General features: G+C 67.6%; 18 protein-coding genes. 11 read left to right on the plus strand and 7 right to left on the minus strand.

Annotated elements, in window-relative coordinates; translation table 11 throughout:
- Positions 1-85 precede the first annotated feature (85 nt).
- Entirely contained in the window at positions 86-1,945 is a 1,860-nt protein-coding gene (gene ilvD, locus CF68_RS20940; RefSeq protein ID WP_035822481.1) for a dihydroxy-acid dehydratase, read from the minus strand.
- Positions 1,946-2,169: 224 nt separating this feature from the next.
- On the opposite strand from ilvD, the gene CF68_RS20945 reads away from it, so the two are divergent.
- From CF68_RS20945 to CF68_RS20960, 4 genes are all read left to right on the plus strand, one after another.
- Entirely contained in the window at positions 2,170-2,505 is a 336-nt protein-coding gene (locus CF68_RS20945; protein ID WP_051591615.1) for a DUF3175 domain-containing protein, read from the plus strand.
- A gap of 85 nt (positions 2,506-2,590) precedes the next feature.
- Positions 2,591-3,613, plus strand: coding sequence for a class I fructose-bisphosphate aldolase (locus CF68_RS20950; RefSeq protein ID WP_035822486.1), 1,023 nt, complete (start codon positions 2,591-2,593; stop codon positions 3,611-3,613).
- A gap of 243 nt (positions 3,614-3,856) precedes the next feature.
- Positions 3,857-4,555 carry an alpha/beta hydrolase gene (locus CF68_RS20955; RefSeq protein WP_035822488.1) on the plus strand — a complete coding sequence of 233 codons (699 nt, stop codon included), beginning with the start codon at positions 3,857-3,859 and terminating at the stop codon, positions 4,553-4,555.
- Between the two features lie 155 nt (positions 4,556-4,710).
- Positions 4,711-7,524 carry a LuxR C-terminal-related transcriptional regulator gene (locus CF68_RS20960; RefSeq protein WP_051591616.1) on the plus strand — a complete coding sequence of 938 codons (2,814 nt, stop codon included), beginning with the start codon at positions 4,711-4,713 and terminating at the stop codon, positions 7,522-7,524.
- 33 nt (positions 7,525-7,557) lie between these two features.
- Here the strand turns inward: CF68_RS20960 and CF68_RS20965 are convergent, their stop codons facing one another.
- The 5 genes from CF68_RS20965 to CF68_RS20985 form a co-directional block, all read right to left on the minus strand.
- The gene (locus CF68_RS20965) at positions 7,558-7,956 is read right to left on the minus strand and encodes a Zn-ribbon domain-containing OB-fold protein (RefSeq protein WP_035822490.1); all 399 of its coding nucleotides are present in this window, start codon (positions 7,954-7,956) and stop codon (positions 7,558-7,560) included.
- Between the two features lie 3 nt (positions 7,957-7,959).
- Positions 7,960-9,129 carry a thiolase domain-containing protein gene (locus CF68_RS20970; RefSeq protein WP_035822491.1) on the minus strand — a complete coding sequence of 390 codons (1,170 nt, stop codon included), beginning with the start codon at positions 9,127-9,129 and terminating at the stop codon, positions 7,960-7,962.
- Positions 9,130-9,164: 35 nt separating this feature from the next.
- Entirely contained in the window at positions 9,165-10,400 is a 1,236-nt protein-coding gene (locus tag CF68_RS20975; protein WP_035822492.1) for an acyl-CoA dehydrogenase family protein, read from the minus strand.
- A gap of 15 nt (positions 10,401-10,415) precedes the next feature.
- A complete protein-coding gene (locus CF68_RS20980; protein WP_035822494.1) occupies positions 10,416-11,315 on the minus strand; it encodes an SDR family oxidoreductase in 900 nt (299 codons plus the stop codon).
- 118 nt (positions 11,316-11,433) lie between these two features.
- Complete coding sequence (locus CF68_RS20985) at positions 11,434-13,146, minus strand: long-chain fatty acid--CoA ligase (RefSeq protein WP_035822496.1); 1,713 nt, start codon at positions 13,144-13,146, stop codon at positions 11,434-11,436.
- A 277-nt stretch (positions 13,147-13,423) separates the two neighbouring features.
- Between CF68_RS20985 and CF68_RS20990 the strand changes: the two genes are divergently transcribed.
- From CF68_RS20990 to CF68_RS21020, 7 genes are all read left to right on the plus strand, one after another.
- The gene (locus CF68_RS20990; RefSeq protein ID WP_035822514.1) at positions 13,424-14,563 is read left to right on the plus strand and encodes an acyl-CoA dehydrogenase family protein; all 1,140 of its coding nucleotides are present in this window, start codon (positions 13,424-13,426) and stop codon (positions 14,561-14,563) included.
- Between the two features lie 82 nt (positions 14,564-14,645).
- The gene (locus tag CF68_RS20995) at positions 14,646-15,830 is read left to right on the plus strand and encodes a lipid-transfer protein (protein ID WP_035822499.1); all 1,185 of its coding nucleotides are present in this window, start codon (positions 14,646-14,648) and stop codon (positions 15,828-15,830) included.
- A gap of 33 nt (positions 15,831-15,863) precedes the next feature.
- Complete coding sequence (locus CF68_RS21000) at positions 15,864-16,301, plus strand: MaoC family dehydratase N-terminal domain-containing protein (RefSeq protein ID WP_035822503.1); 438 nt, start codon at positions 15,864-15,866, stop codon at positions 16,299-16,301.
- A 15-nt stretch (positions 16,302-16,316) separates the two neighbouring features.
- On the plus strand, positions 16,317-16,733 hold the full coding sequence (locus CF68_RS21005; RefSeq protein WP_035822506.1) for a MaoC family dehydratase: 417 nt from the start codon (positions 16,317-16,319) through the stop codon (positions 16,731-16,733).
- Positions 16,734-16,759: 26 nt separating this feature from the next.
- On the plus strand, positions 16,760-17,584 hold the full coding sequence (locus CF68_RS21010; protein WP_035822508.1) for an SDR family NAD(P)-dependent oxidoreductase: 825 nt from the start codon (positions 16,760-16,762) through the stop codon (positions 17,582-17,584).
- 219 nt (positions 17,585-17,803) lie between these two features.
- Positions 17,804-18,622 (plus strand): tripartite tricarboxylate transporter substrate binding protein, encoded by an 819-nt coding sequence (locus tag CF68_RS21015; RefSeq protein ID WP_235205840.1) that lies wholly within the window; start codon positions 17,804-17,806, stop codon positions 18,620-18,622.
- Between the two features lie 75 nt (positions 18,623-18,697).
- Positions 18,698-19,849 carry a porin gene (locus tag CF68_RS21020; protein WP_255351129.1) on the plus strand — a complete coding sequence of 384 codons (1,152 nt, stop codon included), beginning with the start codon at positions 18,698-18,700 and terminating at the stop codon, positions 19,847-19,849.
- 63 nt (positions 19,850-19,912) lie between these two features.
- Here the strand turns inward: CF68_RS21020 and CF68_RS21025 are convergent.
- Positions 19,913-20,859, minus strand: a 947-nt coding sequence (locus tag CF68_RS21025; protein ID WP_035822510.1) for a tripartite tricarboxylate transporter substrate binding protein, incomplete at its 5' end; no start/stop codon positions are given.

Consider the following 20,859-nt stretch of genomic DNA (forward strand, 5'->3'; position numbering starts at 1 on the left):
CAGTGCGCCCTGCCGGGCGCACCCAAAAAAAAGCCGCTCCAAAGAGCGGCCTTCTCGGCAAACGAAGTAAAGCTTCGCCCCGGGATCAGTCATCCAGCAACGACAAGTCCCGCACCGCACCCTTGTCCGCCGACATCACCAGCTTGGCATAAGCCTTCAGCGCAGCAGACACCTTGCGCGGACGTGCCTTGGCCGGCTTCCACCCCTTGGCGTTCTGCTCTTCGCGGCGGCTCGCCAGTTCCTCGTCGGACAGCAGCACGTTGATCGTGCGATTGGGAATGTCGATGCGGATCTTGTCGCCGTCGCGCACCAGGCCGATGGCGCCGCCGGCTGCCGCTTCGGGCGAGCAGTGGCCGATGGACAAACCCGAGGTGCCGCCAGAGAAGCGGCCGTCGGTTAGCAGCGCGCAGGCCTTGCCCAGGCCCTTGGACTTGATGTAGCTGGTCGGGTAGAGCATCTCCTGCATGCCGGGGCCGCCCTTGGGGCCTTCGTAGCGCACGATCACCACGTCGCCGGCCTTGACCTTGTCGTTGAGGATGTTCTCCACCGCCTCGTCCTGCGATTCGGTGACGTGGGCCGTGCCTTCGAACACGAGGATGCTCTCGTCCACGCCGGCGGTCTTCACCACGCAGCCGTCGAGCGCAATGTTGCCCGTCAGCACCGCCAGGCCGCCTTCCTTGGAGAAGGCGTGCTCGTAGGAGCGGATGCAGCCTTCGGCGCGGTCCAGGTCCAGGCTGGGCCAGCGCGTGTTCTGGCTGAACGCCACCTGGGTGGGAATGCCTGCCGGGCCGGCCAGGTAGAAGTTCCTGACGGCTTCGTCCCGGGTGCGGCTGATGTCCCACTGCTCCAGCGCGTCCTTGAGCGTGGGGGCATGCACCGTGGGCACGTCGGTGTGCAGCTTGCCGGCGCGCTCCAGCTCGCCCAGGATGGCCATGATGCCGCCCGCGCGGTGCACGTCTTCAATGTGGTACTTGTTGGTGTTGGGCGCCACCTTGCACAGCTGCGGCACGACGCGCGAGAGGCGGTCGATGTCGGTCATGCCGAAGTCGATGCCCGCCTCGCTCGCGATCGCCAGCAGGTGCAGGATGGTGTTGGTGGAGCCGCCCATGGCGATGTCCAGCGTCATGGCGTTCTCGAACGCCTTGAAGCCTACCGAGCGCGGCAGGATGCGCTCGTCTTCCTGCTCATAGTACTGGCGCGCCAGTTCCACGATGCGGCTGCCGGCGCGCTTGAACAGCTGCTCGCGGTCCGCGTGGGTAGCCACCACCGTGCCGTTGCCGGGCAGCGACAGGCCCAGCGCCTCGGTCAGGCAGTTCATGGAGTTGGCGGTGAACATTCCCGAGCACGAACCGCAGGTGGGGCAGGCGGAGCGCTCCACCTCGGCCACGTCGGCGTCGGAATAGGCGCTGTCGGCGGCGATCACCATGGCGTCCACCAGGTCGAGCTTCTTGAACTCCATGGCCTTGGTGACGGGGTTGGCCAGGCGCGTCTTGCCGGCTTCCATCGGGCCGCCGGAGACGAAGATCACCGGGATGTTGAGCCGCATCGCGGCCATCAGCATGCCGGGGGTGATCTTGTCGCAGTTGGAGATGCACACCATGGCGTCGGCGCAGTGCGCGTTGACCATGTATTCCACCGAGTCCGCGATGATGTCGCGGCTGGGCAGCGAATACAGCATGCCGTCGTGGCCCATGGCGATACCGTCATCGACCGCAATGGTGTTGAACTCCTTGGCCACGCCGCCCGCGGCCTCGATCTCGCGCGCGACCAGCTGGCCCAGGTCCTTCAGGTGCACGTGCCCGGGCACGAACTGGGTGAAGGAATTGACCACCGCAACGATGGGCTTGGAAAAATCTTCGTCTTTCATGCCGGTGGCGCGCCACAGCGAGCGCGCCCCCGCCATGTTGCGGCCGGCGGTGGAGGTTTTGGAACGGTATGTGGGCATTCTATTGCTGAAGAAATATCGCAGAAAGGAAGCGGGCCACGGGAATAAGGGCCCTTGCGCGCCCGTGCGAACAACCTCTTGAGCTGCGCCCTGGGCAAAGACGCAATTATCCCACACCGCCCGGGCTGGCTTGCCACCACGCACCGGTCCCGCGCGATCCCCCCAGGACGGCGAGAAGTTGCCTAGGCTAGACGGATCCCGATAAAGCTATGGGAGGATCGGAAATGGCTGCCGCGAAATCCACCCGCCGGCCGGCAAAGGGCCTCGCCAAAGCTGGCGCCGGCAAGGGGCGGCGCTGGTCGCAGCAGGTCACAGAGCACAGCGACGCGCTGGATCTCGAACCGCACATCTTCGCCTCGGACAACCCCGAGGAAATTGCCGCCTCGCTCAAGCGTTCCGCCGTGAGCAGCCGGCGCCGCAAGGGCACGGCGTTCCAGTCGGCGATGTCGATGCTCAATTTCTACATCAATCGCGCCGGCCGTCATCTGCCCAGGGCGCGTCGCGCCACGCTGGAAAAGGCCAAGGGCAAACTGCGCGAAGCGTTCGGGCGGCCACCTTAGGCAGGCGCTACGCGCCCCGCGTGGCTTGCGCGACGGCATTTTCGCGCCAATGCTTGTTCCTATGTCACCTGCACGGAGCCTCATCATGGACAGAAAAAGCGAACTGCAAGCCACCGTGGACGCCCTGGCACAAGCGGGCAGAGGGCTGCTGGCAGCCGACGAGAGCGGTCCGACCATCGCCAAGCGGTTCGAACGCATCGGGGTGGAGTCGAGCGAGGAAAACCGCCGCGCGTGGCGCAACCTGCTCTTGTCGACCCCAGGTCTTGGCGAGTTCATCAGCGGCGTGATCCTGTACGAGGAAACCCTGAGCCAGCGCGCCGACGATGGCACGCCGCTGCCGGAACTGGCGGCGCGCCAGGGCATCGTGCCCGGTATCAAGGTGGACAAGGGCAAGATCGCGCTGGCCCTGGCACCCGGGGACGAGGTCACCGAGGGTCTCGACGGGCTGGCCAAGCGGCTTGCCGGTTATCGCCAGCAGGGCGCGCGCTTTGCCAAGTGGCGTGCGGTCTACAACGTGTCGGACAAACTGCCGGGCTGGGCTGCCGTCCAGGCTAATGCAGAGGCGCTGGCGCGCTATGCCGCGATCTGCCAGGAAGCGGGCGTGGTGCCCATCGTCGAGCCCGAGGTGCTGATGGACGGCGCGCACACCATGGAGCGTTGCGCCGAGGTCACCGAGGCCGTGCTGCATGCAGTCTTTCATGCCTTGCAACGGCATGCGGTGGTGCTGGAACACATGCTGCTGAAGCCGAGCATGGTGCTGCCCGGCAAGGACGCCGGGCACGCGGCGCCGGCCGAGGTCGCCATGCAGACCGTCCAGGTGCTCAAGCGCACGGTGCCGGCGGCGGTGCCGGGCATCTTCTTCCTGTCCGGCGGCCAGACGCCCACCGAGGCCACCGTCAATCTGGACGCCATGAATCTGCTTGCTCCGCTGCCCTGGCGATTGTCCTTCTCCTACGGGCGCGCCTTGCAGGAGCCGCCCCTGCTGGCCTGGCGCGGCGACGCCGCCAACGCGGCGCAAGCACAACGGGCGCTGCTGCAGCGCTCACGGCTGAATGCCATGGCCTGCCTGGGGCAATATGACGCGGCGCAAGAGAACGCCGCGGGCTGAGCTTGCCGATGCGCCTGCGCCGCTTCGGCGCAGGCGCGCAGCCCCGATGCCAGCGCGGCAAATTCCGCATACCCCAGGGCCCGCGATCATGGCTCGCCCCATTGCGCCCTTGTTCCTATAGTCGTATGGGGCGCCAGGCCGAGCCTTCGTGGCATCGGTTCAAGCCGGGCCGCTCCGCCGAAGACCCACGGCATGCCGCCATGATCGGCGAGCCGTATTCATCCACGAACAGGAGTCCAGGTCATGAGCAACAAGCCCACGATTGTGTTGGTGCACGGGTTCTGGGGCGGCGCCGCGCATTGGCGCAACGTCATCATTGAGCTGGCGCGCAAGGGCTATACGTCCCTGCGCGCCGTGGAGCTCCCGTTGACCTCGCTGGCTGACGATGCCGAGCGCACCCGCAAGATGATTGCCCAGCAGGCAGGCCCGGTCCTGCTGGTGGGGCATTCGTACGGCGGCGCCGTGATTACCCAGGTGGGTGACCAGCCGAATGTGGTCGGGCTTGTCTATATCGCGGCCTTTGCTCCCGACGCGGGAGAGAGCCCCGGCGCAATCACGCAGCAGCATCTTCCCGCCGCAGCGGCGAACCTGGTGCCCGACAGCGATGGCTACCTGTGGCTCAACCCCGACAAGTTCCATGAGAGCTTCTGCCAGGACCTGTCGCCCGACGAAGCCCTGGTGATGGCGGTGACGCAGAAGGCGCCGCTTGCCAGCACCTTTGGCGATACCATCACCGCGCCGGCGTGGAAGAAGAAGCCGTCCTGGTACCAGGTCTCCAGCGAAGACAGAATGATCGCGCCGGAGAACCAGCAGAAGATGGCGGCCCGGCTCAATGCCAGGAAAGTCATGACCCTGGCGGCAAGCCATGCTTCGCTGGCGTCGCAGGCAGCAGAAGTCGCGGCCTTGATCGACGAGGCTGCGAGCGAGGCCATCAAGGCGTAGCCACTGCCGGCTCTCCTTGTGCACGTCTGAAGGGGCGCTTGGCGCCCCTTCAGTCGCTACAGAGAAGAGGTTTCCCGTACAATCAAGGCTCACTTCGGAACACCGCGCCACCGATCCGGACCTACCCGATCCCGGCTACAAGGTATGTGTCCAATATGCTGCAAGGTCTACACCACAGCACTGCGCCGGACCCGGATGCAGTCGACAAGTTTCTTCCTCCTCGCGGCCCGGCCCGCGTGCTCGCGCGTGAACGGCTGCTGACCCAACTGTTCGAATCACGGCACAAGCGTTGCCTGGTATTGCAGGGCCCCGCCGGCTGCGGCAAGAGCACCACGCTGGTGGCCTGGCGGCAGGCGCTGCTGGGACTGAATTTCGACGTTGCCTGGCTGACCCTCACCGAGGACGACAACGAGCCGGGGCGCTGGCTTGACAGCCTGCTGGCCAGCCTGGAACAGACCGATCCCGCCATCACGCGCGAAGCGGCCCTGCTGGCGGGGCGGGCCACCAATACCGAGGCCGTGGAGTGCGCCGTGATTTCGCTGCTGCATGGCATTGCCGCCCATCAGCGCGATGTGACGCTGGTGCTGGACGACTTCCACCACCTGACCAGCGCCCGTACCCACGAAGCCTTGCAATGGCTGCTGGACTACGCCCCGCCCAATTTCCACCTCGTGCTGCTGTCCCGTGCCGCGGTGCCGCTGTCGCTGGCCCGCCTGCGCGACCAGGGACTGGTGCTGGAACTGGACCAGCGCGACCTGCGCTTCACGCTAACGGAGTCCGAGCAGTTCCTGAACGCCCAGCTCGACCACATCAGCCCGCGCGATGCCCGCACCCTGCATGAACTGACCGATGGCTGGGTGGCGGGCCTGCACCTCTTCGCCGCGCACTGGAAGCGCAGGAAGCAAGCCACCGGCGGGGCCTCGCTGGCTGACAGCATGGTGCGCGCGCATGTGCAGAACGCCGGGGCGTTCACGCAATACTTCGAGCGCGAGGTGCTGTCGCGCCTGTCACCGGGCGAAACCGCGCTGCTGATCCGCGTGGCGAGCAGCGACCGCTTCTGCACCGCGCTGTGCGCAGCGCTGACCGAGCCACCGCAGCCGCTGGCCGAGGTAGCGGCGCTGCTGGCGCGCCTGGAATGCGACAACCTCTTCATCGTGCCGGTCGAGGGCGCCGAACCCGGTTCGTGGTACCGGCTCCATCCCTTGCTGCGCGAGACCCTGCTCGAACGCTTCCATGCCTGGAGCGAGATCCAGCAGCGACAGGTCCACGTAGCCGCCTGGCACTGGTTCCGCGCGCATGGCCATATCGAAGAGGCCGTGCGCCACGCCGTGCTTGGCGGCAAAGCCGAGGCGGCTGCCGACCTGGTGCTGCAAAGCGCCCGGAACCTGTTCAGCCGGGGCGAGCTGCGCCGGGTGGTGCAGCTGGTGCGGCTGTTGCCGCCCGAGCAGATCCAGGCGCGCATCGGCCTGCGGCTCTGGAAGCTGCGCATGCAGCTCTACGCCCGCGAGTTCGATGCGGCCGCGGCCGCGATGGATCGCCTGCAGGCCGATATCACGTCCGACGACGCCGAGTCGCGCGTCACGCTGACCGTGCTGCGCGGCGTGATGGCCTTGCAACGGGACGACACGGATGCGGCCATGTCGATCCTGCCGGAGCTGCTGCAGGCGTCCTCGCATGACGATGCCATCGTCACCGGCACGCGCCGTGCGCTGCTGTCCTGGCTCTATATGCATCGGGGCGAATACGAGCGCGCGCGCAGCTTCCAGTGCGACCAGCCGCCCCTGCTGCTCGACGGCACCCCGCTTACCGGCTCCACCGCCGGCAGCCTGAGCGGGCGCAGCCTGATGGGCTTCAGCTACGCGCTGGAAGGCCAGATGCTGCAGGTCGAGCGCATCAGCCGCGACGTGCTGCGCGAGGCCGAACAGCAAAGCAAGCTGTGCTCGGAGGCCGCCTACTTCTCGGCTGCACTGCTCGCCGACGTGCTGTATGAGCACAACGACGCCGCGGGCGCGATCCGGCTGCTCGAAGAGCGGGTCGATGTGCTCGAACGCGTGTCGATCCCCGACTCCGTGCTGAAGGTTCTGGCGACCTTGTCGGCCGCGCACTGGGTCTGCGGCCACCCGCTGGACGCGTTCGCCTACCTCGATCGCCTCGAAGACTATGCAACCCAGCTGGGCCTGGACCGGCTGCTCGCGCATGCGCTGGCCGCGCGGGTCTCGCGCCATCTGTCAGGCGGCGAGCTGGATGCGGCCGACGCCTGCCTGGCCCGGCTCGATGCCATCGATGCGCGCTACGACCAGCCCGGCCCCAGTGCGCTGGACGAGATCCGCGCCGTCACGCAGCAGGCCCATATCCGCCGCAGCATCGCGCATGAGGACTTCCACGGCGCGCATATCCGGCTCACATCCCTGATTGCCCGCTGCGAGGCCCGCGGCTGGCAGCGGCAGGTGGCGCAGCTGCGCTTGCAGAACGCCCTGGTCGAGAGCCGCCGCGAGCGCCCGGACTCCGCTCGCGAAGAAGCCCTGGCCGCGCTGCGCCTGGGCCATCGGCTCGGCCTGGTGCGCAGCCTGCTCGATGCCGACCAGGCCGCCATGCCGCTGATCGCCAGGCTCCTGCAGGACATGCCGCCGCAGCAGCAAGACCCGGTGCTCAGCTTCTATGTGGCGCGCCTGCAGGCCGCGCAGCAGGCCAGCTCAGCCGTGCTGGCAGCTGCCGGCGACGGCCAGGGCCCGCTGCGCCTGCCGGCGCTGGACCTGAGCGAGCGCGAAGCCGACGTGCTGCGGCTGCTGACGCAGACCATGCCGAACAAGAAGATCGCGCGCGCGCTCGGCCTGTCGCCCGAGACGGTGAAATGGCACCTGAAAAAGATCTACGGCAAGCTGGGCGTCACCACGCGCGATGAAGCCGTGGCGCGCGCGCGCAACCTGGAGCTGGACCTCGGCTCGCCGGCCGGGGCACCGCAGCCGTAGCCGTGCCCGAGGCGCTCGCCTCGGGCGTTGCCGTCAGGCCGGCGTGAACATGGGAACCATGTGGCCGTCTTCGGCGGGCTTGAAGCAAACCCTGACCCGGTCGCCGATGCGCACCGCATCGAGGTCGGCATCGACGATATTGGTCAGCATCGTCACCCCCTCCTCCAGCCGGACATAGGCAATGGCATAGGCGATGGGCCCGGCCTTGCGCATCACGCTGATGCTGTAGACCGTCCCGTGGCCACTGGCCTGCTGCCATTCGGTATCGCTCAGGCAATAGGGGCAAAGCGGACGGGGATACCAGTGGTGCTTGCCGCAGGCCGGGCAATGCCCGATCAGCAGGCGGCCTTGCGCCGCCGCGCGCCAGAAGGGCTCGTTGGCGGCATCGATGACGGGCGCCCCAAGCGGGCGGTCCTGATAGATCGTGGTCATGCCTTAACCCTCCCGTTCCAGGATCAGCGTCGCGCTGCCATGCCGCGATCCCAGCAGCCCGCCGGTTCCCTGCGCCAGTGCCAGGCGGCAGTCCGGCACCTGCACTTCCGGATGCGCTTCGCCGCGCAACTGCCTGACCGCCTCGATGACCTTGGTGATGCCGCCCCGGTTGGCCGGGTGGTTGTTGCAGAGCCCGCCCCCATCGGTGTTGAAAGGCAGCTTGCCGACGCCGGAGATCAGGTTGCCGTCGGCAACGAAGCGCCCGCCTTCGCCCTTCTTGCAGAAGCCCAGGTCCTCCAGCTGCATCAGCACGGTGATCGTGAAGCTGTCGTAGATGGACGCGTACTGGATGTCGGCGGGCGTCACGCCTGCCTCGGCAAAGGCCAGCGGCCCGGACACCGCAGCGCCCGAATAGCTCAGGTCCACCTGCCCGTTGGTCTGGCCCTTGACGGTCTCGCCAGCGCCCAGGATGTTGACGACCGGGCGCCCGAGCGAGCGGGCGATCTCCGGGCGCACCACCAGCAGGGCCCCGCCGCCATCGCTGACCACGCAGCAGTCGAGGCGGTGCAGCGGGTCGGACACCATGGGCGACGCCAGCACATCGCTGACGGTCACCGGCTCGCGCAGCATGGCATTGACGTTGTGCTGGGCATGCGCGGCGGCGGCGACCTTGATCCAGGCCAGCTGCTCGCTGGTGGTGCCGAACTCGTACATATGCCGCGCCGCGGCCAGCGCGTACATGTTGACGGTCAGCGGGCCGTATGGCCTTTCGAAGGCGACGTCCGGCGTGGCCGTGCTGGCGGTGCGCGGGACCAGCCCGCTCGATCCTTCGCTCCTTGGCCGGCCCGCGAGCGTGATCAGGGCGACATTGCACTTGCCTGTCGCGATCGCCTGCGCCGCATGCGCAACGTGGATCAGATAGGAAGACCCGCCAGTCTCACTGGAATCGACATGCCGCACGCGCAGGCCGAGATAGTCGACCATATTGAGCACGCCCAGCCCCGGCGCGTCGCCCGCGCAGAAATAGCCGTCCACGTCCTGCAAGGTCAGGCCGGCATCCGCCAGTGCGCCCCTCGCGCATTCCGCGTGCAGCTGCGCCACGGTCTTGTCCGGCGCCTTGCGGGTCGGGTGTTCGAATGCGCCTGCGATGCAGGCACGTCGCTTGATGCTCATTCAGCGGTTCCTCCCATGTGGTCCACGGCGCCCCCTCAGATCGCGGTATCGCCAGCGAGCAGCCGCCCAGCCACGGTGCGGCGCTGGATCTCCGCCGTGCCATCCGGGATGCGCATGGTCCGCGCCAGCCGGAAGCCTGCCTCCAGCCGCAGCTCATTGGTCAGCCCCATCGCGCCGTGGATCTGGATGCAGCGGTCCATCACGCGATTGAGCATCTCGGTGGCGAATGCCTTGGTCATCGAGACCTCCTTGGTGGCAGGCTCGCCGGCGTCGACACGGGCCGCGCAGTTCTGGGCCATGCATTTGGCGGCATAGATGTCCATGGCAGACTCCGCCAACATGAACTGGATCGCCTGGTGGTCCGCGATCGGGCGCCCGAAGGTCTTGCGCACCTTGGCATACTCCAGCGCCTGGTCCAGCGCCCAGCGCGCCAGCCCGACGCAGGTGCCGGCCATCGACAGGCGGCCCACGCTGACGCCGCCCAGCGCCACGGCCAGGCCCTTGCCCACTTCGCCCAGGCGATGGCTGTCGGGCACGCGCACCTTGTCCAGCGTGACGATGCCAATCTCCGCGCCCAGGTGCCCCATGGTCGGGATCACGCTGGGCACGCTGAAGCCCGGCGTGCTGGTCGGCACCAGGAAGCCGGAGATGCCGCCCTTGCGCTCGCGCGCCAGGGCCTCGTCGGTGACCGCGAAGACCATGGCCAGGTCGGCATAGGGTGCATTGGTGATCCATTGCTTGGTCCCGGTCACCTCCCAGTGGTCGCCGTCCCGCACGGCGCGCGTCTTCATGGCGAAGACGTCCGAGCCGGCGTCCGGTTCGCTCAGCCCGAAGCACATGGTCTGCTCGCCCCGCGCCAGGCCGTCGCGATACAACTCCAGCACCGCGGGATCGAGATGGCGCAGCACCGGCGACAGCCCGTTGGTGAACGAGGACGGCAGGATCACGTTCTGGATCAGGGTGCGTGCCGGCCCGTACCGGGCGTTCACCGCCTCCTGGATCGCCAGCGCGGCCTGGGCGCCAAGGCCGCCGCCGCCGAGTTCCTCCGGCGCGAACAGGTTGTAGAAGCCCAGTTCCGCCGAGCGCATGCGCACCTGCCGGCGCAGCGCCACCACGGGCGCGGTGAAGCGGCCGTCGTCACCATAGATGGTGCGTTCGCTGGCCAGCAGCGCCTTGTGCTCGCGTTCGAGCGGCAGCACCTCGCGATCGATAAAGCGGATCAGCGAGTCGGCAACGACCAGCGCCTCTTCTTGCAGTTCAGTATTCGTCATGTCGGCTTCCGATGGTCAGACCGGGTCCCAGGAGAAAACGTCGGACGAGCGGTCCAGCGGCGCAAACGAGGCCTTCAGCGCGGGCAGCATGTGGTCGGCCAGCGTCTCCGGCGTCCAGCCCTCGCCGCGGTGCATGGAGCGCACCGGCCGGGGATGGTTGATCAGGAACACTTCATTGCGGCGCACCGCGAAGATCTGCCCGGTCACGTCGCGTGCCGCGTCGCTGGCCAGGAACACCGCCACCGGGGCGATGGTTTCCGGCGACAGCTTCTGCGCCTTCTCCAGCCGCTTCTCCTGGTCGCCGGTATTGGGGATGCTGCCGACCATGCGGCTCCAGGCGAACGGCGAGATGCAGTTCGAGCGCACGTTGTAGCGGGCCATGTCGAGCGCGATGGACTTGGACAAACCCAGGATGCCCATCTTGGCCGCGGCATAGTTGGCCTGGCCGAAGTTGCCCACCAGCCCGGAGGTGGACGTCATATGCACGAAGCTGCCGTCCTTCTGCTCCTTGAAATGGTCGGCCGCGGCGCGACTCATATAGAAGCTGCCGAACAGGTGCACCTTGAGCACCGACTCCCAGTCGTCGTCGGTCATCTGGTGGAAGATGCGGTCGCGCAGGATGCCGGCGTTGTTGATGACGCAGTCGATGCGGCCGAAGGTGTCCACCGCCGCCTCCACGATGCGCCGGGCACTGTCCGATTGCGCCACGCTGTCGCCGTTGGCCACGGCTTCGCCGCCGGCCTCGCGGATCAGGCCGACCACCTCGTCGGCGGGGTTCTCCGCACCGGCTTCGCCATTGACCGACACCCCGGCGTCATTGACCACCACCCTGGCGCCGTGCGCCGCCATCAGCATGGCAATCGCGCGGCCGATGCCGCGGCCTGCGCCCGTCACGACGACGACCTTCCCTTCCATAGTCTTGCTGGTCACCTTGATGTCTCCCTCATGGATTGATGAATTGCCGGCAGGCGGGTCGTGGCGACCGGCTGCCGTATGAATGCGTATCGCGCAGGCACGGTGATGCAGGGCCGCGCTACTTCTGCAGCTCCAGCTCCTGCAGCTCGCGCCAGGCGATCTTCCCGGTCGCCGTGCGCGGCAGCGCGTCGACGATCTCGACGATGCGCGGCGCCTTGTAGGTGGCCATCCGTTCGCGGCACCAGGCCAGGATGTCGGCTTCGGTGGTGTCGCGCATGGCCGGCATCAGCACCACCACGGCCTTGACGGTTTCGCCCCGGCGCTCGTCGCGGCTGGCGATCACGCAGGCTTCGCGGATGGCCGGGTGGCCGTGCAGCATGGCTTCGACCTCGGCGGGCCAGACCTTGTAGCCGGAGGCGTTGATCATGCGTTTGAGCCGGTCTCGCATGACGAAGTACCCGTCCTCGTCGACATAGGCCAGGTCGCCGGTGCGGAAGAAGCGCTTGCCGTCGATCACCACGAAGCTCTCTTCGTTGGCGCGCGGCTTGTTCCAGTAGCCCAGCATGATCTGCGCGCCATGGGCGACGATCTCGCCGGTCTCGCCCTGCGGCAGCTCCTGCAGCGTGGCGGGATCGACAATGCGGGCGTCCACGCCAAAGGTGCGCACGCCCAGGCAGCCGGGCTTGAGCCGGTGCAGCGGGTTGGCCAGCAGGAACGCCGCGGTCTCGGTCAGGCCATAGCCCTCCGCGTACTCCAGGCCGTACTGCTCGCGCATCAGCCGGGCCGTGCCCTCCGGCATGGCCGCGCCGCCGCCGGCCACCAGGACCAGGCTGCTCAGGTCGCGCTGCGCCAGGTCCGGCTGCGAGAAGAAGTCGACCATCATGGGCGGCGGCCCGCCAAAGAATGTCACACGGTAGCGTTCGATCAGCTGCGCGGCGGTCGCCTTGTCCCAGCGGGGTAGGATGACGACCGTGCCGCCGGCGTAGAACACGCCGTTGACGCCCCCCTGCAAACCGAGCAGGTGAAAGAACGGCGCGGAAGCGAGGAAGGTCGATTCTGCGTTGACATGCCGCCACAACCGCGAACCCGCCACCGAAGCCATGACCGTCCGGTGGGTGTGCATGCATGCCTTTGGCGCCCCGGTCGTGCCGGAGGTGTAGGGCAGCAGGCACAAGTCGTCCGGCTGCGCCAGCGGCGCGTCTGGCGCATGCCCCTGCGCCAGCGCGTCATGCCAGCGCGTGCCGTGCACCGCATCGGCGGCCGGCAACCGTTCGCGCACGGCGTCGGGAATGCTGAAGCCGCCGGCATCGTCCGGCAGCGCATCGCCGTAGGCGTGCACGACCAGATGCCTGAGCGTGGTCTTGCCGACCAGCGGCGCGATTTCCCCAACCAGTTCATGCGCACAGAAGGCCGCCACCGCGCCGCTGTCCGTCGCGATATGCCGCACTTCCTCGCACCGCAGCATGGCATTGACCGGCACCACCACGGCATCGGCGCGCAGGATGGCGAAGTAGGCGGCAATGAACTGCGGGCAGTTCTGGCTGAACAGCAGCACGCGGTCGCCGCGCTGCACGCCGCAGCTGCGCTGCAGGTAGCCCGCCATGCGCTCCACGTCCTGCAGCAGCGCGGCATAGCTGAGCGCTGCGTTGTAGAAATAAATGGCCGTCTTGTCGGGAAAGCGCCGCGCCGACATCTCGAGGTTGTCGAACAGCGTCGTCTGCGGCACGTGCAGGCACTCCGGCACGCCGTTGCGGGCATATTGCCGGTCGAGCCTGAGCGGGCTCTGCGGCCGTTCGACCACGCCGGCGTTCATCGGGAAACCTGACTGCATTGTCTACCTCCTGGTCTGCTTGTTATCGGCATTGTCCTGGTCGGCGCCTGCTGCGCTTCGGGTACCGGTGTCGTTTGACTGAAGTAAAGCAGCCACCGGTGGGCGCAGACGCCACCCGTCTCGGGTAGCGCCCCCCACGCCTGGCCTGCCATCGGGTCGGCGCCACCCGCCGCGGGTGGCTCGACGCGCGCACCGGATGGCTACCTTTGACAGCATGCAGCGCCTGCCCGCTGCCGACGCCACACAGGAACAGACCCCATCCTATCCGGAGCCTTCCATGCAAATCACCCGCAGCATCTTTCGCGACGATCACGAGATGTACCGCACCACGGTACGCCGCTTCCTGGAGCGTGAATGCGTACACAAGCAGGCCGAATGGGACAAGGCCGGCAAGGTCGACCGCGAGACCTGGCTCAAGGCCGGCCGCGAAGGCCTGCTCTGCGTCACCCTGCCGACCCGCTACGGCGGCGGCGGCGGCGACTTCGGCCATGCCGCCGTCTTTGCCGAGGAGTTCGCGCGCACCGGCGTCAGCGGCCCGGGCTTCCGGGTCCACTCGGACATCATCGCGCCGTACATCAACCGGATCGGCAATGAAGAGCAGAAGCAGCGCTGGCTGCCCAAGGTCTGTTCCGGCGAGTACATCTTGGCGATTGCCATGACCGAGCCCGGCACCGGCAGCGATCTCAAGGCCATCCGCACCACGGCCATGCGCGAAGGCGACGAATACGTCATCAACGGCAGCAAGACCTTCATCAGCAACGGCCTCAACGCCGACCTGATCATCGTGGTCTGCAAGACCGACCCCGGCGCCGGCGCCAAGGGCGTGAGCCTGATCGTGGTGGAAGGCGACCGCCCGGGCTTCCGCCGCGGGCGCAACCTGGACAAGGTCGGGTGCGCGGCACAGGACACCTCGGAACTGTTCTTTGACGACGTGCGCGTGCCGGTGGCCAACCGTCTCGGCGAGGAAGGCATGGGCTTTTCCTACCTGATGGGCGAGCTGCCGCAGGAGCGATTTGCCATCGCGGTCACGGCCGCCGCCAAGCTGGAAGTCTGCCTGGAGCACACGCTGAAGTACGTGAAGGAGCGCAAGGCCTTCAACCAGACCGTGTGGGACTTCCAGAACACCAAGTTCAAGCTGGCCGACATCAAGGCGCAGGCGATCGCGGTGCGGCTGATGATCGACTACTACCTCGGCGAGCACATGCGCCGCCGCCTCACGCTGGAAGAGGCCGCCATCGCCAAGCTCTTCGCCACCGAGACGCTGGGCAAGGCGCTCGACGAGATGGTGCAGTTGCACGGCGGCTACGGCTACATGCTGGAGTACCCGGTGGCCCGCGCGTTTGCGGACTCGCGCGTGTCGCGGATCTACGGCGGCACCAGCGAAGTGATGCGCGACCTGATCTCACGCAAGCTCTGATGCGGCCTGGCGCGCCGGGCGCTCATATGCCGGCGGCCGTCGAAACCCGAACTTCATCTCTATCTCAAGAAGGAAAACTGACATGACAAGTCGCGTCTTCATTGCCGGCGTCGGCATGATCCCGTTCCGCAAGCCAGGCACCAGCGAGCATTACGACGTGATGGGCGCCCAGGCGGTCGGGCAGGCGCTGGCCGATGCCGGCCTGGACTACGCCGAGGTGCAGCAGGCCTATGCCGGCTACGTGTACGGCGATTCCACCTGCGGCCAGAAGGCCCTGTATCACGTCGGCATGACCGGGATCCCGGTCATGAACGTCAACAACAACTGCGCCACCGGCTCGTCGGCGCTCTTCCTCGCGCGCCAGGCCGTGCAGAGCGGCGCTGTCGACTGCGCGCTGGCGGTGGGCTTTGAAGAGATGGGCGCGGGCGCGCTGAAGTCGGTGTGGACCGACCGCCCCCGCGCTACCGAGCGCGCCGGCAAGCTTTCCAACGAGCTGATCGGCCGCCCCGACCTGCCCGGCGCCATCCGCCAGTTTGCCGGCGCCGGCCAGGCCCATATGCAGAAGTACGGCACCCGGCTCGAGACCTTCGCCAGCATCCGTGCCAAGGCGAGCCGCCACGCCGCCAACAACCCGCTGGCCGTGTTCCGCAACGTGCTCACCACCGAGGATGTGATGGCCGCGCCGATGCTCTGGGATGGCGTGATGACCCGCCTGATGGCCTGCCCGCCCACCTGTGGCGCCGCCGCGGCGATCGTGGTGTCCGAGCGCTTCGCGCGCAAGCACGGGCTGCGCACCGACGTGCTGATTGCCGGTCAGTCCGTCACCACCGACACGCCGAGCAGCTTTGAGACCCGGGACATGATCCGCGTGGTGGGCTTCGACATGACCCGCGCGGCGGCGGCCCAGGCCTATGAGCAGGCGGGCGTAGGCCCCGCCGACGTGGATGTGATCGAGCTGCATGACTGCTTCGCGCAGAACGAGCTGTTGAGCTACGAGGGCCTGGGCCTGTGCGACGAAGGCGGCGCGGAGAAGCTGGTCAACGACGGCGACAACACCTATGGCGGCAAGTGGGTGGTCAACCCTTCGGGCGGCCTGCTGTCCAAAGGACATCCGCTTGGCGCGACCGGCCTGGCCCAGTGCTACGAGCTGACCCAGCAGTTGCGCGGCACCGCGGCGCAGCGCCAGGTCGACGGCGCCAGGGTCGCGCTGGCGCACAACGTCGGCCTGGGCGGCGCGTGCGTGGTGACCATCTACCAGGCGGCCTGAGCCTGACGGCATCTCCAGACACCGGACACAGACATGATCGACAAGAAACATATCGGCATGACGCTTCCCGCGTTCCAGGCCACGGCGGAGGCGGGGCAGCTGCGCTTCTTCGCCAAGGCGACAGGCGAAAGCAACCCCGTCTACTTCGACGAAGCCGCGGCGCTTGCCGCCGGCCACCCCGGCATCCCGCTGCCGCCCACCTTCCTGTTCTCGCTCGAGATCCAGCAACCGGCGCGGAGCTGGCGTGCCGAGATCGGGATCCAGCCGGCGCGGGTGCTGCACGGCGAGCAATCCTTCACCTACCACCGCATGGCCTATGCCGGCGACGTGCTGCGCTTTGAAAGCCGCATCACCGATATCTATGCGCGCAAGAACGGCGCGCTGGATTTCGTGGTGCGCGAGACGCGCGTGACCAACCAGCGTGGCGAGCACGTCGCGGACCTGCGCGGCGTGCTGGTGCATCGCAACTGAGCAAGAGGAACAAGCATGCACCCACTGAACTTCAACGACATCGAGGTTGGCCAGACCCTGCCGCCCCTGACGCTGGCACCGGTCAACCGCACCACGCTCGCCCTGTTCGCCGGCGCCTCCGGCGATCACAACGCGATCCATATCGACCTGGACTACGCGCGCCGCGCGGGCATGCCCGATGTGTTCGCGCACGGCATGCTGTCGATGGCCTGGCTGGGCCGCCTGCTGACCCAGTGGGTCGACCAGCGGCAGTTGCGCCAGTTCGGCGTGCGCTTTGCCGGCATCACGCATCTCGGGCACCAGATCACCTGCAGCGGCCGGGTGGTCCGCAAGTATGAGCAGGACGGCGAGCAGCGCATCGCGCTGGAAGTCCTCAGCGCAAACCAGTACGGCGAAACCCGGGTCCTTGGCGACGCCGTGGTCGCGTTTTAAATCCAATTACATCCACGGAGGAAGACATGGGAAAGCTTGACGGCAAGGTTGCCCTGGTAACCGGCTCGGGCCGCGGCATCGGCCAGGCCATTGCAATGAAACTCGCCAGCGAGGGCGCACGGCTGGTCATCAACGACCTCGATGCCGAACCGGCGCATGAGACCGTGGAACTGCTGAGAAAGGAAGGGACCGAGGCCGTCGCCTGCGTCGGCAACGTGACCGCGCCCGACTTCGCCGAGCGCTTCATCGGCACCGCGATGCGCACCTTCGAGGGCATCGACATCATCGTCAACAACGCCGGCTACACCTGGGACGATGTCATCCACAAGATGACCGACGAGCAGTGGCACGCCATCGTCGATTGCCACATGACCGCGCCGTTCCGCATCCTGCGCGCCGCCCACCCGCATATCAAGGCGCTGCACCAGGCGGATGTCGAGGCCGGGCGCGAGGTGTATCGCAAGATCGTCAATATCTCGTCCACCTCGGGGCTGAACGGCAATGCCGGCCAGGTGAACTACTCGTCCGCGAAAGCCGGCGTGATCGGCATGACGCGCGCGCTCAGCCGCGAGTGGGGCCGCTTCAATGTCAATGTCAACTGCGTCGCATTCGGCCTGATCCATACCCGCATGACGGCCGCCGACGCGGATGCGGGCGCGACCATCAACATCGAAGGCCGCGATATCCGCGTCGGCCTGAACCCGGAGCGGCTCAAGACCGTGGCCCAGCGCAATCCGCTCGGCCGCGGCGGCACCACCGCCGAAGCCGCCGGCGGGGTCTACCTGTTCTGCTCGCCCGAGTCGAACTACATCACCGGCCAGATCATCGCCGTGTCCGGCGCGCCGCAATAATCAGGCTGCCCGGCCCGCCGGCCGGGCGCACTGCCCCATAACAGTAGAGGCCATATTCATGCTTACCCGAAGCCTGATTGCCGTCGCCGCACTCGCCGTCCATGCCTCGTGTTTCGCCCAGGCATACCCGGCGCGGCCCATTACCTTCGTCGTCCCGGCACCGCCGGGCGGCGCGCCGGGCAGCCCGGCCCCCNCCTGTCCCGCACCCTTGCCGAAGAGATGGGCAAGCGCCTGGGCCAGCCCATCGTCGTCGACAACAAGCCCGGCGCAGCCGGGATCCTGGCCGTGCAGGCCGTCACCCGCGCCGCCCCCGATGGCTACACCGTGCTGGTGACCCATGCCGCGCCGATCATCAACACCCCGTACCTGTTGCCGAAGGTGCCCTATGACGTGCGCCGCGACCTGGCCTTCGTGTCGCAGGTTGCGGTCGGACCGGTCGTGCTGGCCGTCAGCCGGGACGTGCCGGCCAGGAACATGAAGGAGTTCCTGGCGTGGGCGGCGCAGAACAAAGGCAAGGTCAGCTACGGCTCCTATGGTGTCGGCACCTTCGGGCACCTGGTCGGCATCCAGCTCAACAAGACGCGCGGGCTTGACATGGTCCACGTTGCCTACAAGGGTGAGGCGCAGGTGGCCCAGGACGTGCTCGCCGGCAATATCGCCTGGGGCGTGATCTCGCTCGGCACGCTCAAGCCGCAGATCGAGAGCGGGCGAATACGTCCGCTGGCCGTGTTCGGAGACCGCCGCGCGCAAGCCATGCCCGATGTTCCCACCATGGCCGAGGCCGGACTGGACGATCCCGCCTACCGCCCCGCCGGGTGGATCGGGCTGCTGGTCCGCTCCGGTACGCCGGCAGCCGTGGTCGGCCGGCTGGAGCAGGAGGCGCGCGCAGCGGCCTACTCGGCGCCGATGACGAAACGTCTCCAGCTTTCTTCGGCAGAGCCGGTCGGCGGCACCTCCGCACAGTTCCGGCAGGAATTCGAAAAGACCGAACCCGTAGTCAGGCACCTGATCGAGACGTCCGGTGTGAAGGCGGAGTAAGGCAACCCGGCCAGTTGGCCGGCGTATGCCAGCCAGCATGGCCCTCATCAGTCAGAACAAAAAAGAGGAGACACAGTGAAGGTAGTTGATCGCATCAAGGCGCACCCCTGCGCGCTCGCCGTTGCGGGGGTCATGGCCACCGGCACCGCCTGCGCGCAGTCGTCAGTCACGCTCTATGGCGTGGTGGACGTGAACATCGAGTACGTCAACAACATGTCCTCCACCGGCGCCACCGTCCCGCCCGGTGCGCCCACCCATCGCTTTGCGATGCTGTCGGGCGGCGCCGGCGGCTCGCGCTGGGGCCTGCGCGGGGTGGAGCCGCTCGGCGGCGGGCTTGACGCCGTGTTCGTGCTGGAAAGCGGCTTCGCTGCCGATGACGGCAAGATCGCCAATGCCGGCCGCATGTTCGGCCGCCAGGCCTACGTCGGCCTGGACGGCGCCTACGGCAAGGTCACCTTCGGGCGGCAGTACACATCCTTGTTCGATGTCTTCGCCAACTTCCAGGCCGCTGCCTACCAGCCGCAGTATGAGCCGGTGGTGGCATTCCTCGGCCGCTTCTACCGCGAAGACAACATGCTCAAGTACACGGGCAAGTTCGGGCCGCTGACCGCGGTCACGCACTGGTCTACCGGCGCGGATACGGCCACCACCGGAAGCGCCGGCGAGGTGCCCGGCAACTTCCGCTCGGGAACGGCCTGGGGCGCCGCGACCAGCTATGTGACCGGCCCGTTCGGCGTGGCGCTCGGCTATGACGAGGTCCGCCCGGCCGCCACGGCGCTGGGCGCTCCCGGCAAGAACCAGCGCGCCAGCGCCGCGGCCATGTACGCCGCCGGCAAAGTCAAGCTGGTGGCAGGCTACCGCTGGGGCCGCACCACCAACGCAGCGGACGTGGAAACGCTGCGCGACAACTACTACTGGATCGGCGGCAGCTACAAGTTCAATGCGGCCATCGAATCGACGCTGGCCTACTACTACGACGACGTCACGCAGGTCACCAATCCGGTGAACGGCAGCCGGCTGGGCAACATCAGCAATCCGTGGCAAGTCCTGTTCGTGACCAAGTACTTCCTGTCGAAGCGAACCAGCCTCTACCTCACCACGGCCTTCTCGAAGAACGCCGGGCTCAATTTCGACACCTCGGTGGGCGGCCTGGGCACCGGCTACTACCTCGGTGCGGGGAAGGATCGCCAGATCGGTGCCGCGCTCGGCATCCGGCATATCTTCTGACGATCGGTGCGGCGTGACGGAGCACGCTTGCATGTCTCCGTCACGCCAGTCGACTACGGCAGTTCACTCCACCGTCAGCCCGATCGAACGGGTCATGGCCTGAAAGGTGGGCCAGGTCCGATTGATGAAGCTCTGCAGGGCGGCGCCCGTCAACGGCACGTCTTCGCTGCCCAGCTGATCGCGCACCGTGCGCACCCGTTCCGACTGGGACACCGAATCCGTCACCAGCGTGGCCAGCCGCGAGACGATCGGCGCGGGCAGGCCGGCGGGGCCGAGCAGCATATTGCACTCCGTCAGGTTCTCGAAGGCCGGGCCCTTGATGCCTTGTTCCGCCCAGGTCGGGATGCCGGGCAGCTTGGCCGAACGCGCGCCATTGATCACCAGCAGCGGCCGCAGCCCGCCGCTGGCAATGCCGCCCGCCAGCCCCAGCAGGGACCCCGCCCCGATATCGATATGCCCGGCCAGCAGGTCGCCGACCATGGCGCCGGTGCCCTTGTAGTTGATGATGTCGAACTGTGCGCCGGTGTCGCGGGCCAGCTGCGTCACCATCAGCTGCCAGCCGGAACCGATGCCGTAGTTGCCCACGCTGACCGGCCGCTTGCGCGCCAGTGCCAGCAGTTCCTTGAAGTTGCGCGCGGGCAGGCCCTTGGTCGCCACCATCACGCCGACGCCGGTACTGGTCGCAGCGATCGGTACCAGGTCCCGGGACGGCGAGATGGGAGGCTTCTTGAGCAGGACCGGCGCCTGGGCCAGCTGGCTCTGCAGGGTGAACAACAGCGTATAGCCGTCGGGCGCGGAACGGGCCACGGTTTCGGCCGCGATCATGCCGACCCCGCCGGGCTTGTTCTCCACCACCACCGAGACGTTGAGCTTGTTGGCAAAGTACTCGGCCAGGGCGCGCGCGGTGGAGTCATTGGAAGAGCCGGGCGCCTGCGCCGCGACGATGCGGATCGGGCGGTCAGGCCATGCGGACGCGCGCGCCGCGCCGGGCAGCCAGGGCAGCGCGGCCA

The sequence above is a fragment of the Cupriavidus sp. SK-4 genome, assembly GCF_000611125.1.
Taxonomy (GTDB): Bacteria; Pseudomonadota; Gammaproteobacteria; order Burkholderiales; family Burkholderiaceae; genus Cupriavidus; species Cupriavidus necator.